Source organism: Micromonospora reichwaldensis, from assembly GCF_031845925.1.
Lineage (GTDB): Bacteria > Actinomycetota > Actinomycetes > Mycobacteriales > Micromonosporaceae > Micromonospora > Micromonospora reichwaldensis.
Genome location: NZ_JAVRFL010000054.1, coordinates 1 through 15,938, shown reverse-complemented (window position 1 = coordinate 15,938; position 15,938 = coordinate 1). Strand labels below are relative to the sequence as shown.

Genomic DNA, 15,938 nt, shown 5'->3' with positions numbered 1-15,938 from the left:
CATCGGCGTGTCGTGACAACAACTTCATGATCAACGGGCCGGGCCGGGCCGGGCCGGGCCGGGCGGGCCGGGGGAGGGTGGGGGAGGGTGGGGATCAGGCGGGGCCGAGGAGGTCCCAGGGGTTGCCGGCGATGTCGCGGAAGACCGCGACCCGGCCGTACGGCTCGGTGCGCGGGGGCTTCACGAACTCCACGCCCGCCTCGACCATCCGCCGGTGGACGGCGTCGAAGTCGTCGACCTGGAGGAAGAAGCCGACCCGGCCGGCGACCTGGTCCCCGACCGATCGAGCCTGCCGGTCGCCGTCGGCGCGGGCCAGCAGCAGCCCGGTCTGCGCGCCGGGCGGCCGGACGACCACCCAGCGTTTCGGCCGCCCGTCGTTGGTCAGCGACGAGGAGTCCTCCACCAGCTCGAAGCCGAGCACCCCGGTGAAGAACTCGATGGCCGGGTCGTACTCGGCCACGACGATCGTGACCAGGTCGATCCGCACCGGTCAGGTCGTGACGAGGGTGGGCAGGTGGCGCTCCACGACCGGCAGTACGTCGGCCACGGGCACCGGGCGGCCCAGCTCGGCGGTGAGCGAGGTGACCCCGGCGTCGCGGATGCCGCAGGGCACGATCCGGTCGAAGTGGCCCAGGTCGCAGTCGCAGTTGATGGAGAAGCCGTGCAGGGTCACCCCGCGGGCGACCCGGATGCCGATGGCCGCCACCTTGCGCGCCGGGCCCCGGTCGTCCTCGGGCACCCAGACCCCGCTGCGCCCCTCGACCCGGCCGGCGGTCAGCCCGAACTCGGCGCAGACGTCGATCAGCAGCTGCTCGGTGCGGCGGACGTAGGCGACCACGTCGACCGGGTCGGGCAACCGCACGATGGGGTAGCCGACCAGCTGCCCCGGGCCGTGCCAGGTGATCTTGCCGCCCCGGTCCACGTCGACGACCGGGGTGCCGTCCATCGGGCGGTCCCACGGCTCCGTGCGCTTGCCGGCGGTGTAGACGCTCGGGTGTTCCAGCAGCAGCACGGTGTCGCCGCGCTCGCCGGCCACCACCGACTCGTGCAGCCGGCGCTGCTCGTCCCAGGCGGCCTGGTAGTCGAGGACACCGGCGCGGACGGCCGTGAGGCCGGGGGTCGTCGTGGTCACGTCGCCAAGCCTAGACCCGTACCGGCCGGTCACCAGCGGTGACGCGGCTCACGACGGGACCCGGCGGCGGGTCGGCTGCCCGCGACCGGCCGGGGCGACGGCTCAGCCCTGCGGGACCCGCCACAGCCACACGTCGTCCACCCGCTCGGGCGGGCCGAGCAGCGCGGTCACCGTACGCCGGATCGCCTCCTCGTCGACCGGCCACTTCGCCCCGTGCACCTCGTCGGCCAGCACGACCGTCTCGATGCGCCAGTGCCGCAGGTCGGCGCGGACCTCCTGGATGCTGCCCTCGGTGATGATCGGCACCAGCCCGCTCCGGCCGGCCTGGTCCACCAGCGCGCCGAACGGGCGCGGCGTCGGGCCGATCCGCCCCCGGCCGTCGGGGCCGCCGGGGCCGAGGAAGAAGCCGGAGGGGATCGCGAACTCGCCCTGCCGGTGTGCCAGCGCGTACGCCTGCCAGCGCTGGCCGTCGGGATAGACGTCGAGGGTCAGCGGCACCGGGGTCAGCACCCCGCCGGGGGAGACGTACTCCCGCCACGTCCCGGCGGTGATGAAGCGCGGGATCGGCTCGCGCTCGATGGTCAGCAGCGGGGTCGGCACCAGCGGCAGCAGCGCCAGTGCGAACCCCGCCCGCCACGCCAGCCGCGTCCGGCGGTCGCGGGGCGGGTCGGCGCGGAGCGCCTCGACGGCGTACGCGAGCAGCACCCCGATCACCGGCGCCACGATCAGCGCCAGCCGGGCGGGCAGGGCGGCGTTCACCACCGGCAGGTGCCCGAGCAGGTCGAACGGCATCGGCAGGTCGACGCGCCGCCCGTCGACCTTGGCCACGGGGCCGAACGACAGCACGGTGAAGACGGCGGCGGTCACGCCCAGCGCCCAGAGCGTCGCCCGGCGGCCCGCGTCGGCGCGGCGCCACAGCGCCACGAAGCAGGCGACGGCGAGCAGCAGCAGGGGAATGCCGAAGAACGAGTTCTCCTCGGTCGGGTTCGGCGCCAGTTGGGTGCCCAACCCCGCCTCTCCGGCGAGTGAGCGGCGCGGGTACGCCCCGTAGGCGACGACGTCCTCGGAGTGGATGACCGCGTCGAAGCCGGTGCCGTGGAAGCGCTGCGGGCCGGCGAAGTGCAGCCACAGCGGGTACGCCAGCAGCACCCCCGCGACGACGGCGGTGACGCCGAGGCCGCGCAGGAAGGTCGGCAGCACCGCGCGGGCCTCGGCGCGGCGGGCCGGGTGCAGCGCCCAGACGGCGACGAAGACGCCGAGCGCCAGCGCGGTGAAGAAGAGCCCTTCGGCGGCGATGGAGAAGGCGACGGCGACGAGCACGCCGAGGATCGCGCCGTCGCGCAGCGGGTGCCGGGAGCGGCGCAGCGCGAAGGTCCGCCAGATCAGCAGCGGCACGAGCCAGCCCGCCGTCCAGTTCAGGTGGGCGTTGGCGTGCGAGACCATGCCGGGGGAGAAGCCGATGAACAGCCCGCCGACGGCGGCGGCGAGCGGGCTGCGGACCAGGTGTCGGGAGAGCAGCCAGTACCAGGCCAACGCCGTGGCGGCCAGGTTGAGGGTGAGGATCACCAGGAACGTGGCAGGCGGCCCGATCAGGTACGTCAGCGGCGCGAAGACCACCGCGTACACGGTGATCGAGGTGTTGACCGCGAGGTTCACCCCGTCGGGGACGTTGACCAGGTACGTGAAGAGCGGGTTGTCGCCGTGGGTCACCGCGTGGCCGCCGAAGGCCAGCAGCCACTCGAAGAGCGCCTGGTCGCTGGAGTTGACCGTGATGGCGCGGCCGTTCGGGTCCCGCCACAGCCCGCTGGCCACCCAGCCGGCGAGCGCCAGCGCGACCAGCGCCACGATCAGGTCGGCCCGCCGGTGGCGGACGACGCGGGGCGGCGAGGCCGGCGAAGGCGCCAGGGACGGGGAGGTCGGCACGCAGCGGACGTTACCAACCGCACCGGGGCACGCCGGTCAGGACGCACATCCTCCGGGCGCGGAATGTGTGACCGTGCCCCATGTCACACCATCGACGCATCGACGTAACGTCGCGGCAATTCGCGGGTGACCCAGTTCACACCCCGTCCCCAGGAGGCCCCGTGCGCCGCTCCCCGTCCCTGCTCTCCCGGCTGACCGGCGCGGTCGCCGGGATGGTCCTCGCCGTCGCCGCCGTGGCGACCGTCGCCGCCCCCGCCCAGGCCGCCACCCTCACCCAGGTCACCAACTTCGGCTCCAACCCCGGCAACCTCGCCATGTACGCGTACCGGCCGGACAACCTGCCGGCGGGAGCCCCGGCCGTCGTGCTGCTGCACGGCTGCACCCAGAACGCGGCCGGCTACTTCGCCAACTCCGGCTGGCAGAAGTTCGCCGACCAGTGGAAGTTCACCCTGATCGTGCCGCAGCAGTCCAGCGCCAACCAGCCGCTGAGCTGCTTCAACTGGTTCGTCGAGCAGGACATCACCCGAGGCTCCGGCGAGGCCCTGTCGATCAGGCAGATGGTCGACCACGCCAGGAACAACTACGGCACCGACGCCCGCCGGGTGTTCGTCAGCGGCCTCTCCGCTGGCGGGGGAATGAGCGCGGTCATGCTGGCCACCTACCCGGACGTGTTCGCCGCCGGCTCGGTCGTCGCCGGCCTGCCGTACCGCTGCTCGCCGCCCGCCTCCACCAGCACCTGCCAGTACAGCGGCGTGAACAAGACCCCGCAGGAGTGGGGCAACGTGGTCCGGGCCGCGTACCCCGGGCACACCGGCCCGCGCCCCCGGGTCGCCATCTGGCACGGCACGTCGGACTCCACCGTCGTACCGGCCAACGCCACCGAGCTGCGCGACCAGTGGACCAACGTCCGGGGCGTCTCGCAGACCCCCACCAGCACCGCGTCGCTGCCCGCCAACACCAGCCTGGAGGTGTACGGCAACAACGACGTCCGCGTCTACCGGGTCTCCGGCATGGGTCACGGCACCCCGGTCGACCCGGGCCCGGGCGCCGAGCAGTGCGGCACCGCCGCCGCTTACCTGCTCGACACCATCTGCTCGGCGTACCACGACGCGGTCTTCTTCGGCCTGAACGGCGGGACGAACCCCACCCCGACGCCGACGGCGAGCCCCACCGCGTCCCCGACCGCGAGCCCCACGGCCTCCCCGACCGCCAGCCCGACCACGGCGCCGACCTGCGTCACGGCCAGCAACTACGCGCACGTCGCCGCCGGCCGCGCCTACCAGTCCGGCGGCTACGCCTACGCCAACGGCTCGAACCAGCGGATGGGCCTCTACAACACCTTCTACACCAGCACCCTGAAGCAGACCGGCCCCAACCACTGGGTGATCGGCTGCTGATCCGCTCCCGGCGCGTCGATCATGAAGTTGTCGTCACCCCGCCCCGCGCGGCGTGACGACAACTTCGTGGTCGACCGGATCAGGGGGCGGTGAGGGCCGCGTGCAGGGCGGCGGCCAGGGTGGGGTGGCGGTAGGTGAATCCGGCCCCGGTGAGCACGCCCGGGAGGACGCGGGTGCTGGTCAGCGCCTCGTGCGCGAAGCCGCCCAGCACCACCTTCAACGCCAGCGCCGGGATCGGGACGATCGCCGGCCGGCGCAGCTGCCGGGCCAGCTCCCGGGTGAACTCGGCGTTGGTCACCGGGGCCGGCCCGACCAGGTTGACCGGCCCCACCAGGTCGTCGCGGTCCAGCACGAACCGCGCGGCGTCCAGCCAGTCGGCCATGGAGATCCACGGCAGCCACTGCCGGCCGCTGCCGAGCCGCCCGGCGATGCCCAGCCGGAACGGCAGCAGCTGCGGCTTGAGCAGCCCGCCGTCGCGGTGCAGCGGCAGCCCGATGCGCAGCCGCACGACGCGTACGCCCGCGTCCTCGGCCGGCCGGGTCGCGGCCTCCCAGACCCGGCAGACGTCGGCCAGGAAGCCCTCGCCCGCCGGGGCGTCCTCCTCGACCGCCCGGTCGCCGGTGTTGCCGTACCAGCCGACCGCCGATGAGTTGAGCAGTGTCCTCGGCCGGTCGGCCTCGGGCAGGCCGGCGATGGTGATCGCCAGCGTGGTGGTGGTGTCGACCCGGCTGGACCGGATCAGCTGCCGGTACTCGTCGTTCCACCGCTTGTCGCTTACGCCCGCGCCGGCCAGGTTGACGACCGCGTCCGCCTCCGCCACCACCGCCGGGTCGAGCTGCGCGGCGGCCGGGTTCCACTGCCGCTCGTCGGCGGTGCGCGGCGGCCGACGGACCAGCCGGGTGACCTGGTGGCCGTCCGCCGTGAGTCGGTCGACCAGCCGGGTGCCGAGGAAGCCGGACGCGCCGGCCATGAGGATCCGCATGCTCCCATCTTCGGGTACGGACGGCGGATCGGATGCGCTGTGGCGGGCGCGCACCGCACCGGGCGCGACGCCGCCGGCTGGCCGGCCGGCGGCGTCGCGCCGGATCAGCAGCCGGCGGTACGCGTGTAGTTCTGCGTCCCGAAGTAGAGCGCCAGGTTGCCGCTGAAGCGCACCTTGATGTCGCTGCCGTTCAGGCGCTGCTCGTAGTGCAGGTGGGAGCCGGAGGAGCCGCCGCTGTTGCCCACGTAGCCGATGGTGGTGCTGTAGCCGACGGACTGGCCGACCGAGACGTTGAATCCGCTGAGGTGGGCGTAGTAGGTGGTGTAGCCGTTGCCGTGGTTGATCCGCACGTACCGGCCGTAGCTGGTGTCGCCGAGGTTGGCGACGACGTCCACCGTGCCCGGGGCGCTGGCCTTGACCGGATCGCCGTGGTCGTTGGTCCGGTTGAAGTCGATCGCGTACTGCGGGCTGTGGGTGGTGCGGGTCTGGCCGGACCACGTCTGGTTGCACGGGAACGGCGTGCGGAACGACGGAGCGGCGGCGGCGGGCGACGCCGGCACCAGGAACGCGGCGGTCGCCAGCAGGGCGGCGCTGAGGGAACTCGTCAGGCGGGTACGCATCCGAACCTCCACGGTCATAACCTTCGATCTATCTGCCGGATGATGTCAGAAAGTTTCGATGACCGGAAGCGTCCCCGCCCCGATTGCCGTCGATGCGTCGCTCAGGCGGCGAGGCGGGCCAGCACCGGCGTGAGCGGGTCGAGTGCGTCCTCGCGTACGACGAAGCGGGTGACGCCCCAGCGGCGCCGGTGTGCGGCGACCGCCGCGACGATCTCGTCCTCGGTGCCGATGAGCACGAACGGCGTCGCGAGCAGCTCGGCGACGCTCAGCCCGATCCGTTCGGCGGTCGGCGCGGCGGCGGCCTCGGCGTCGTCGGTGACGACGACGTGCTGCACGAGCGACTCCAGCACCGGTGGCTCGGCCCGCCCTTCCGCCCCGGCGGCGACGCAGGCCAGTTGCGCCTCGATGTCCGCCTCGCGCCAGCGCACGTCGTGCCGGTGACCGTCAGGCAGCGTGCGCCCCAGGCCGGACAGCCCGACCACGTCGGCGTGCGCGCCGGCCCAGCGCAGCATCGCCGAGTTCGCCGTGCCGAGCGTGAACGGGATCCGCCGCTGCACCGGGCGCGGGGCCTCCAGCCGCGCGCCCCGCAGGACCAGGTCGGGGGAGTCGACGGTGACCTCCTCGCCGTCGAGCAGGGCGCGGACGGCCTCGGCCACGGCCAGGCAGCGGCGCACCCGCCCGGCGACATCGGGGCGCTCCCGGCCGACCGCGCGCCACTCGGCGGGGGTGTGGCCGGCGCCGAGGCCGAACCGGGCCCGCCCGCCGGAGAGCAGGTCGAGGGAGGCCACGTCCGAGGCGAGCAGCATCGGCTCGCGGACGCCGGCGTTGGAGACGTACGAGCCCAGGCCGATCGTCGAGGTCACCGCCGCCGCGGCGGCCAGCGAGACGAAGGGGGACGCCGCCGAACCCGGATGGTCGGCGGTGAACAGGGTGTCGAAGCCGGCTGCCTCGGCCCGCCGGGCCAGGTCCAGCCAGCCCGGGCCGTCGGACGGGACCGCCTGGAGAGAGAAGATCGCCATGCGTCCACCCTGCCGGGCACGGCCCGACCGGCCAAGCCCGACGGGGGCGATTCTGCTACCGGCAGACCTGCCCGTCCTGCGGCGGGAGGGGCGCCCCGAGGAGGCCCTCGGTGCTGCCCTGAGAGCCGACGGAACGGCCGGACGGAGACCAACTCCTCCAGCCCGACGAAGTCGGCCGGGTTGGTGGTGTAGAGCGACAGCCCGTTCGCGTACGCGATGGAGGCGATCATCAGGTCCGCCAGCCGGCGGCGGGTGGTGCGGCCCGTGGCCAGGACCGCACTGGTGACCAGGCCGAAGGCCCGCGCGGCCTCGGCGTCGAAGGGCAGCGGCTCGAACACAGCCTCAGCATGCGGGAGGACGCTGGTCCGCCGGGCCCGCTCGGCGCGGTCGTCGGTGTGGTGCGGTCCGCGCGGAACCTCTCGTCGTCGAGTACGGGGGCCGTCGCGAAGGCGGCGAGCACCTCCGCCCGGGGGACGAAGGTGCGCCGGCGCAGCGGGATGAGCTTTCCGACGGGGGTGCCGTTGCGCGTGATGACGAAGGACTCGCCGGAGTCGTTGCGCAGCTCCCGCTGCGTCATCTCCCGGTGAGCGTGCTCTGCCACGACACGATCCTGGTCCAGGGTGTACGGAGTGCTACGACCCTGCGGGCCGGGGGTGTGCTCCGGGGCCCGAGTGTCAGGTCGACGGCTCGTCCGGGGTGGGCTCGCGCCAGCGGGCGCGCCAGGCGGCCTCGTGCGCCTCGTGGCTGGTCTTCTCCTCGAAGACCATCTCGCGCAGGGCGCGCCGGGAGCCCGCCATGACCACCGCCTCGACCGCCACCAGCCCGATGCAGATCGTGGTGAGCAGGGTGAGGGCGGCCAGCGCCGGCAGCCGCTGGCCGACGGGGATCCCGGCGGCGAGCACGAGCACCGTGCCGACCCTGGTCCACGAGACGGTGCGCAGGGTGCGCCACTGGAACAGCATGTTCGCGCACAGGTAGCAGGCGACTCCGCCGAACAGCAGCAGGACGCCGTGGCCGTGCGTCGGATCCCCGACCGGCACTTCGGGATCGGCGACCTGGTGCACGATCTCCTCGGCGCCGAGGGCGAACAGGATGATCCCGGCGATCATCGGCAGGTACATGTAGGCGTACGCGTCGCGGGCCATCGAGACCCGGGGCCGGCCCTCGGCCGCGTGCAGGGCTATCCGGGCGGCCGGTGCGATCACGTCGTAGTGCGCCCACCACAGCGCGGCCGTGAAGAAGATGCCGAGCACCGCCGCGGCGACCGCCGGCCAGGTCGGGGGCTGGCCGAGCAGGTTGCTGCCGACGCCGACGGAGATGACGGACTCGCCCAGGGCGATGATCAGGATCAGGTCGTACCGCTCGGTCCAGTGCTCGGCGGAGGTCACCGTCCAGCCCCAGGCGCCGGCGACCAGGCCCATGCCGTACTGGAGCAGGACGACGCTGACCCAGAGGCCGTCGCGCAGCATCGCCGCCCGGTCCGGGTCCTCGATCTGCGGCGGGATCAGCGCGGCGGAGATGAGCAGCAGGGTGCTGACCGCCATCTCCGGGGAGTACTTCAGCAGCAGCCGGCGCTCCCCGGGTCTCTCCTGCGCGACGTGCCAGTACAGCGCCAGGTGCACGCCCCGGATCACCACGTAGCTCAGCGCGACCACCATCGGCCCGGCGGCCACGTCGGTCGCGTCGCTGAAGGCCTGGGGGAGCGAGAGCGCGAAGCAGAACAGCGCCGCCATGCCGACGACCATCAGCACCGGTACGAAGCCCTCGCCGAGCCGTACCCGGGTGGCGACCACGCAGTGCACCACCCAGCACCACCAGAGCACGGCGAGCACGAGCAGGGCGTGTGCGAGCTGATAGCCGGAGATGTGGGCGGCGGTGGCCCGCGTGATGATGAAGAACGAGAAGACGAAGACCAGGTCGAAGAAGACCTCGAACCGGTCGACCCGGGCGCCGGGGGCGATCGAGACGGCCGGTCCCAGCCGCTCGCGCCACCGGATGCCGCCCACCTCATCCACTCTGGCAGCGCCCCGTCGCCGCCGCGCCGGAATCGCGTGAGCGTGCCGAGGGCCGGGGGCGACGGTGGACGAGGCGGCCGGAACGGCGACGGGCGCCCCGGTCGGTGACCGGGGCGCCCGTCGGGTGGTCCAGGCGGGAACTACAGGCCGAGTTCGGCCTCGAAGTTGCCCGATTCCAGCCGCTCCTTGACCGCGACCAGGAAGCGGGCGGCGTCCGCGCCGTCGATCAGCCGGTGGTCGTACGACAGGGCCAGGTAGACCATCGACCGGACGGCGATGACCTCGCCCAGCTCCGGGTCGTTGACGACGACCGGACGCTTGACCACGGCACCCGTGCCGAGCATCGCCGACTGCGGCGACGGCACGATCGGGGTGTCGAAGAGGGCGCCCCGGCTGCCGGTGTTGGTCAGCGTGAAGGTCGCCCCGGCGATCTCGTCCGGGCTGATCTTGTTGGTCCGGGTGCGCTCGGCCAGGTCGGCGATCCGCTTGGCGATGCCACCCAGGTTCAGGTCGCCCGCGCCGTGGATCACCGGCACCATCAGGCCCCGCTCGGTGTCCACGGCGATGCCGAGGTTCTCCGAGTCCGGGTAGGTGATCGTGCCGGCGTCGAGGTCCATGCTGGCGTTGACGATCGGGTACGCCTGCAGCGCCTCGACCGCCGCGAGGGCGAAGAACGGCAGGAACGACAGCTTGACGCCGTGCCGCTGCTGGAACGACTCCTTGGCCTGCGCCCGCAGCTTGGCGACCTTGGTGACGTCCACCTCGACCACGGTGGTCAGCTGCGCCATCTCGTGCAGCGACTGCTGCATCCGCTTGGCGATCGTCGCGCGGATCCGGGGGAGCTTCTCGGTGCTGCCGCGCTTGGCGCTCGGCTGCGGCTTGGCGGCCGGCTTGGCCGGGGCAGCCGCGGCGGGCTGCTGCGCCGGGGCCGGCGCGGCCTTGGCGGCCTTCGCCTTCTCCGCCGCCTCCAGCACGTCCTGCTTGCGGATCCGGCCGCCGACGCCGGTGCCGTTGACCGAGGAGAGGTCGACGCCGTGCTCGCTGGCCAGCTTGCGCACCAGCGGGGTCACGTAGCCGGCGGCCTCCTCGCCGCCCTGGGCGGGCGCCGACGGGCGCTGCTGGGCCGGGGCCGACGGCACGGCCTTCTGCTCGGCCTGCGCGGGCTGCGCCGAGGTCTCGGCCTCCGCCGACGGCTCGTTGTACGACATGCCCGGGGTCGGCTCCTCGACCTTGGGCTCCGGCTCGGCCTCGGCCTTCGGCTCCGGCTTCGGCTCCGGCTTGGCCTCTGCCTTGGGCTCCGCCTTCGGCTCGGGCTTGGCCTCGGCCGGGGCGGCGCCGGCGGCACCGATCACGGCCAGGTCGGCGCCGACCGCGGCGGTCTCGTCCTCGGGAACCTTGATCTCCAGGACCGTGCCGGCCACCGGCGACGGGATCTCGGTGTCGACCTTGTCGGTGGAGACCTCCAGCAGCGGCTCGTCCACCTCGACGGTGTCGCCGACCTGCTTGAGCCAGCGGGTGACGGTGCCCTCGGTGACGCTCTCGCCCAGGGCCGGCATCTTGACCGGGGTGCCCTCGCCCGACGGCGCCGGCGCGGCCTGCGCCTGGGGCTCCGGCTCCTCGACGGCCGGCTGCTCCGCCTCGGCCTGCGGCTCCTCGGCGGCCTCGGCGGCCTCCTCGGCCGGCTCCTCCTGCTGCGGGGCGGTCTCGCCGCCGCCGGTGGACTCGCCCTCGCCCGCGATCACGGCCAGCTCGCTGCCGACCTCGGCGGTCTCGTCCTCGCCGACCACGATCCGGCTCAGCACGCCCGCCGCCGGGGACGGGATCTCGGTGTCGACCTTGTCGGTCGACACCTCGAGCAGGGGCTCGTCGACCTCGACGGTGTCGCCCTCCTGCTTGAGCCAGCGCGTGACGGTGCCCTCGGTGACGCTCTCACCGAGCCGGGGCATGGTGACCGATACCGGCATCTTCAAAGACTCCTTCATTCCCCTGGTGGGATCATCGCCCGTCGCCGGACGCCGCGGTTGTCGTGATCAGGCGTGTGCGTGCAGCGGCTTGCCGGCGAGCGCCAGGTGCGCCTCGCCCAGGGCCTCGTTCTGCGTCGGGTGGGCGTGCACGAGCTGCGCCACCTCGGCCGGGTACGCCTCCCAGTTGTAGATGAGCTGCGCCTCGCCGACCATCTCGCCGACCCGGGCGCCGACCATGTGCACGCCGACGACGGGGCCGTCCTCCACCCGGACGAGCTTGACGAAGCCGGCCGTCTTGAGGATCTGGCTCTTGCCGTTGCCGCCCAGGTTGTAGTTGTAGGTCTTGACCTTGTCGGCGCCGTACTGCTCCTTGGCCTTCGCCTCGGTCAGGCCGACCGACGCCAGCTCCGGGTCGGAGTAGGTGACGCGGGGGATGCCGACCTCGTCGATGACGGCCGGGTTCTGCCCGGCGATCTCCTCGGCGACGAAGATGCCCTGCTGGAAGCCCCGGTGGGCGAGCTGAAGGCCGGGCACGATGTCGCCGACGGCGTAGACGTTCGGCACGCTGGTGCGCAGCCGCTCGTCGGTCAGCACGTAGCCGCGGTCCATCTTGACGCCCTGCTCCTCGTAGCCGAGGTCGGCGGTGTTCGGGCCGCGGCCGACGGCGACCAGCAGCAGCTCCGCCTCGACGGTGTCACCGCCGGCGATGGTGACCTTGACGCCCTTGTCGGTCTTCTCGACCTTCTCGAACGGCTTGCCGACCTTGAAGTTGATCTTCCGCTTGCGGAACGCCCGCTCCAGCGCCTTCGAGGACTCCTCGTCCTCGGCCGCGACCAGCCGGGGGAGCGCCTCGACGATCGTGACGTCCACCCCGAAGGACTTCCACACGCTGGCGAACTCGACGCCGATCACGCCACCACCGAGCACGATCGCCGAGGCCGGGACCCGGTCGAGGGTGAGCGCGTGGTCGCTGGTGATGACCCGCTCGCCGTCGACCTCCAGGCCGGGCAGGCTCTTCGCGTACGAACCGGAGGCCAGCACGATGTTGCGGCCCGTGTAGCGCTTGCCGTCGACCTCGACGACGTTCTTGCCGACGAGCTTGCCGTGGCCCTCGACGATGGTGATCGACTTGTTGCCCTTGAGCATGCCCTGCAGGCCCTTGTAGAGCCGGGAGATCACGCCGTCCTTGTAGGCGTTGACCCCCGCCATGTCGATGCCGACCAGCTCGGCCTTCACGCCGAACTGCTCCGACTCGCGGGTCTGGTCGGCGATCTCGGCCGCGTGCAGCAGCGCCTTGGTCGGGATGCAACCGTTGTGCAGGCAGGTGCCGCCGAGCTTGCCCTTCTCGACCAGCGCGACCTTCAGGCCCAGCTGGACGGCGCGCAGGGCGGTCGCGTAGCCGCCGCTGCCACCTCCGAGGATGACGATGTCGAAGGTTGCGTCGTTCGGCTCGCTCACGTCCAACTCCCAGGTCGCGTCACTGCTTCGGGGGTCACGGCGGGGCAACAACGGGCACACCCCACCTCGGTCATCTTGTCACCACCGCCCGCCGCCCGCGTAGTGAGGTGCCCAACGACACGTCCGTGACACGTACGCTTGGCCCTGGCTTCGATGACGGACTGAGGGGGAGACGCCCGGTGGGACTGTTCCGGCGACGCAAGAAGACGCGGGCGGTCAGCCTCGACCGGGCCGCCGACCGCGCCGATCTGGAGCACCTCGAGGGCTTCGTCCGCAGCCGGCGCGGCGTCGAGGCGTACATCGAGCCGCGGACCACCGTCACCGAGACCACAGTCATGCTGATCGCCGACGACGGGGAGTGGACCCGTCGCCGCATCGACGGCCCCGACGGCGCCCGCCGCTTCGCGTACCGGATGGGCATCCCGGTCTACGACGTGCGGCTGATGGGCTACCCGCAGCGGATGCGCGACTACAACGAGCGCCGCAAGCGCCGCCCCGAGCTGTTCTGAGCCGGACCGCACCCGCCGCAACGTGTAAGGAAGGGCCCCTTGTTAACGCAATGCGTTAACAAGGGGCCCTTCCTTACACGTCAGCCGTTGGCGGCGACGTCCTCCACCAGCTGGACGAGCGTGCGGACCGGCACGCCCGTGCCGCCCTTGGTCCAGTAGCCGGTCGCCTCGCCCGAGTGGTAGCTCGGGCCCGCGATGTCGATGTGCGCCCAGTCGACGTCGGCGCTGACGAACTCCCGCAGGAACACCCCGCCCTGGAGCATATGCCCCGCCCGGTCCATGCCGGCGTTGACCTGGGAGATGTCGGCGACGTCGGAGTCCATGCCCTTGCGCACGTCGTCCGGCAGCGGCATCGGCCAGGCCGGCTCGCCGACCGCGTCGCCGGCGGTACGGACCCGCTCGCACAGCTCGGGGCTGCCCATCACGCCGGCGATCCGCTTGCCCAACGCGACGACCTGCCCGCCCGTGAGGGTGGAGGTCTCGAAGAGGTAGTCGCAGCCGTCCTCGCAGGCCCGCGCCATCGCGTCGGCCAGGATCATCCGGCCCTCGGCGTCGGTGTTGAGCACCTCCACCTTCTTGCCGTTGTACATGCTGATCACGTCACCCGGCCGGTACGACCGCCCGGACGGCATGTTCTCCGCCATCGGCAGGTACGCCGTCACGGCCACCGACGGCTTGAGCGCGGCGACCGCCAGCATGGTCGCGGCCACCGCGGCGGCGCCTCCCATGTCGGACTTCATCTCCCACATGCCCTGCGCCGGCTTGATCGAGATGCCGCCGGTGTCGAAGGTGATGCCCTTGCCGACGAGCGCCACCCGCTTGCCGTTGCCACCGTCGGCCGGGGTGTAGGTCAGCTTCACCAGCCGCGGCGGGGCCTCCGAGCCCTGCCCGACGGCGATGATGCCGCCGTAGCCGCCGGCGGCCAGGGCCGCCTCGTCGAGGACCTCGACCGTCAGGCCGGCCTCCCGGGCGGAGTCCGCCACCGAGTCGGCGAAGGACGGCGGTCGGAGCTCGTTCGGGGCGGTGTTGACCCAGTCCCGGCTGCGCCGGACCGCGCCGCACACCACCTGGGCGCGGGCGATCTCGGCCTGGGCGCCGGCGTCACCGGCGTCCGGCACGGCGACCAGCACCTCGGCCACCGGCTCCCGCCGGGACGGCTGGGGCCGGGTCTTGTAGCCGGCGAAGCGGTAGCCGCCGAGCAGCGCGCCCTCCGCCACCGCGCGCAGCGCCGCAGGCGCGTCGGCGTCGTCCGGCAGCGGCAGCGCGAGTGCCACCCGCGGCGCGCCCGCGAGCGCCCGTACGGCCCCGCCAGCGGCCCGGCGCAGGGTCTCCGGGGCCGGGGCGGCGCCGGTCGGCTCCGGGCCGAGCCCGACGGCGGCGACCACCGGGGCGGTCACGGTGCCCAGCGTGGCCAGCTTGATCACCTCGCCGGGGGCGCCGGTCGCGCCGAGCAGGGCCAGCGTCTCGGTCAGCTTGCCGTCGAAGGCGGCGGCGATGCTCTCCGCGCCGCTGGCCAGCAGCAGGGTTCCGGCCAGGCCGGAGGTGGCGTCCTGCTCGCCGGTCTGGCTGTGCAGGCCGATCACGATCGCGTCGACGGCGAGCTCGGCGGGGTCGGTGTCGACCAGGCTCAGGGTGGTGCTGGGCGATGTCACTGAAGCTACTCCGGGCGGGCCGGGCCGGTCGCGTCGTCGCGTACCGGCGATGGAGGTCTCCGGCGGAACGTACCCGTCGGAGGTCGGGGCTGTCCCGTCGACGGCTCCGACGGGTCCCGCCGATGCTAACCAGCCGCCCAGCTCCCGGTAAGTTCCCACCCATGACCGACGTGACCTCCGACGCCGCCGCGACCCGGCTGCGCCGTTCCCCGCTGCACGAGCGGCACACCGCTCGCGGCGCCAAGTTCGCCCCGTTCGGTGGCTGGGAGATGCCGCTGGAGTACGCCGGGGGCGGGGTGCTGAAGGAACACACCGCGGTGCGGACCGGGGTGGGCGTGTTCGACGTCTCGCACCTGGGCAAGGCGCGGGTCACGGGGCCGGGCGCGGCGGAGTTCGTCAACGCCTGCCTCAGCAACGACCTGGGCCGGATCGGGCCGGGCCGGGCGCAGTACACCCTCTGCTGCGACGACGCCACCGGCGGCGTGGTGGACGACATCATCGCCTACCTGCACGCCGACGACCACGTCTTCCTCATCCCGAACGCCGCGAACACCGCCGAGGTGGTGCGCCGGCTGCGCGCCGCCGCCCCGGCGTCGGTCACGGTCACCGACGAGCACGAGGCGTACGCCGTCCTCGCCGTGCAGGGTCCGCGCTCGGCCGAGCTGCTGGGCGCGCTGGGCCTGCCGACCGGGCACGACTACATGAGTTTCTCCACCGCGACGCTCGACGGGGTCGAGCTGACCGTGTGCCGCACCGGCTACACCGGGGAGCTGGGCTACGAGCTGGTGGTGCCGGCGGCCGACGCGGTCGCGGTCTGGGACGCGCTCTTCGCGGCGGACGCCGAGCTGCGCGCCTGCGGGCTGGCCGCCCGGGACACCCTGCGCACCGAGATGGGCTACCCGCTGCACGGTCAGGACCTGTCGCCGGAGATCACCCCGGTGCAGGGCCGCTCCGGCTGGGCGGTCGGCTGGGACAAGCCGGCCTTCTGGGGCCGCGACGCGCTGCTCGCGGAGAAGGCCGCAGGCCCGAGGCGTACGCTGCGCGGCCTGGAGGCGGTCGACCGGGCGATCCCGCGCCCCGGCATGACGGTGTACGTCGGCGACGCGGAGGTCGGCACGATCACCAGCGGCACGTTCTCGCCCACGAAGAAGCAGGGCGTCGCCCTGGCGCTGCTGGACACCGCCGCGAAGCTGACCGACGGCGACCTGGTCGAGGTGGACATCCGCGGCCGCCGCGCCCAGATGCGCGTCACCCGCCCCCCGTTCGT

Annotated in this window: 14 protein-coding genes; 3 read left to right on the top strand and 11 right to left on the bottom strand. The window is 73.2% G+C overall.

What is annotated here, in order from left to right; all coding sequences use genetic code 11:
- Positions 1-94 precede the first annotated feature (94 nt).
- From RM555_RS29285 to RM555_RS29275, 3 genes are all read right to left on the bottom strand, one after another.
- Entirely contained in the window at positions 95-487 is a 393-nt protein-coding gene (locus tag RM555_RS29285; protein WP_311414748.1) for a VOC family protein, read from the bottom strand.
- 3 nt (positions 488-490) lie between these two features.
- The gene (lipB, locus tag RM555_RS29280; protein WP_311414747.1) at positions 491-1,132 is read right to left on the bottom strand and encodes a lipoyl(octanoyl) transferase LipB; all 642 of its coding nucleotides are present in this window, start codon (positions 1,130-1,132) and stop codon (positions 491-493) included.
- 102 nt (positions 1,133-1,234) lie between these two features.
- On the bottom strand, positions 1,235-3,055 hold the full coding sequence (locus RM555_RS29275) for a DUF2079 domain-containing protein (protein ID WP_311414746.1): 1,821 nt from the start codon (positions 3,053-3,055) through the stop codon (positions 1,235-1,237).
- A gap of 161 nt (positions 3,056-3,216) precedes the next feature.
- Here RM555_RS29275 and RM555_RS29270 point away from each other — a divergent pair, with 161 nt between their 5' ends.
- On the top strand, positions 3,217-4,452 hold the full coding sequence (locus RM555_RS29270) for an extracellular catalytic domain type 1 short-chain-length polyhydroxyalkanoate depolymerase (RefSeq protein WP_311414745.1): 1,236 nt from the start codon (positions 3,217-3,219) through the stop codon (positions 4,450-4,452).
- A gap of 79 nt (positions 4,453-4,531) precedes the next feature.
- Here RM555_RS29270 and RM555_RS29265 read toward each other — a convergent pair whose 3' ends face one another.
- The 7 genes from RM555_RS29265 to lpdA form a co-directional block, all read right to left on the bottom strand.
- Positions 4,532-5,434: a TIGR01777 family oxidoreductase gene (locus RM555_RS29265; RefSeq protein WP_311414744.1), complete on the bottom strand. Its 903-nt coding sequence runs from the start codon at positions 5,432-5,434 to the stop codon at positions 4,532-4,534.
- A gap of 104 nt (positions 5,435-5,538) precedes the next feature.
- Entirely contained in the window at positions 5,539-6,054 is a 516-nt protein-coding gene (locus RM555_RS29260) for a M23 family metallopeptidase (protein ID WP_311414743.1), read from the bottom strand.
- A 101-nt stretch (positions 6,055-6,155) separates the two neighbouring features.
- Complete coding sequence (locus RM555_RS29255; protein WP_311414742.1) at positions 6,156-7,073, bottom strand: LLM class flavin-dependent oxidoreductase; 918 nt, start codon at positions 7,071-7,073, stop codon at positions 6,156-6,158.
- A 229-nt stretch (positions 7,074-7,302) separates the two neighbouring features.
- Complete coding sequence (locus tag RM555_RS29250; RefSeq protein ID WP_311414741.1) at positions 7,303-7,674, bottom strand: type II toxin-antitoxin system Phd/YefM family antitoxin; 372 nt, start codon at positions 7,672-7,674, stop codon at positions 7,303-7,305.
- Positions 7,675-7,747: 73 nt separating this feature from the next.
- Complete coding sequence (locus tag RM555_RS29245; RefSeq protein WP_311414740.1) at positions 7,748-9,079, bottom strand: low temperature requirement protein A; 1,332 nt, start codon at positions 9,077-9,079, stop codon at positions 7,748-7,750.
- Between the two features lie 149 nt (positions 9,080-9,228).
- Positions 9,229-11,052: a 2-oxoglutarate dehydrogenase, E2 component, dihydrolipoamide succinyltransferase gene (gene sucB / locus RM555_RS29240; protein ID WP_311414739.1), complete on the bottom strand. Its 1,824-nt coding sequence runs from the start codon at positions 11,050-11,052 to the stop codon at positions 9,229-9,231.
- 66 nt (positions 11,053-11,118) lie between these two features.
- Positions 11,119-12,510, bottom strand: a complete 1,392-nt coding sequence (gene lpdA, locus RM555_RS29235) for a dihydrolipoyl dehydrogenase (RefSeq protein WP_132236095.1) — start codon at positions 12,508-12,510, stop codon at positions 11,119-11,121.
- A 179-nt stretch (positions 12,511-12,689) separates the two neighbouring features.
- Here lpdA and RM555_RS29230 point away from each other — a divergent pair, with 179 nt between their 5' ends.
- Positions 12,690-13,019 (top strand): hypothetical protein, encoded by a 330-nt coding sequence (locus tag RM555_RS29230; RefSeq protein ID WP_121400443.1) that lies wholly within the window; start codon positions 12,690-12,692, stop codon positions 13,017-13,019.
- A gap of 80 nt (positions 13,020-13,099) precedes the next feature.
- Here RM555_RS29230 and RM555_RS29225 read toward each other — a convergent pair whose 3' ends face one another.
- Entirely contained in the window at positions 13,100-14,671 is a 1,572-nt protein-coding gene (locus tag RM555_RS29225) for a leucyl aminopeptidase (protein WP_311414738.1), read from the bottom strand.
- Positions 14,672-14,832: 161 nt separating this feature from the next.
- Here RM555_RS29225 and gcvT point away from each other — a divergent pair.
- Positions 14,833-15,938 (top strand): glycine cleavage system aminomethyltransferase GcvT (gcvT, locus tag RM555_RS29220; protein ID WP_311414737.1); only part of this gene is annotated, 1,106 nt, incomplete at its 3' end.

Bases quoted from the DNA above. Each gene is read 5' to 3' on its own strand.
- RM555_RS29265 (WP_311414744.1), bottom strand. From the start codon at position 5,434: ATGCGGATCCTCATGGCCGGCGCGTCCGGCTTCCTCGGCACCCGGCTG.
- RM555_RS29260 (WP_311414743.1), bottom strand. From the start codon at position 6,054: ATGCGTACCCGCCTGACGAGTTCCCTCAGCGCCGCCCTGCTGGCGACC.
- RM555_RS29255 (WP_311414742.1), bottom strand. From the start codon at position 7,073: ATGGCGATCTTCTCTCTCCAGGCGGTCCCGTCCGACGGCCCGGGCTGG.
- sucB (WP_311414739.1), bottom strand. From the start codon at position 11,052: ATGCCGGTATCGGTCACCATGCCCCGGCTCGGTGAGAGCGTCACCGAG.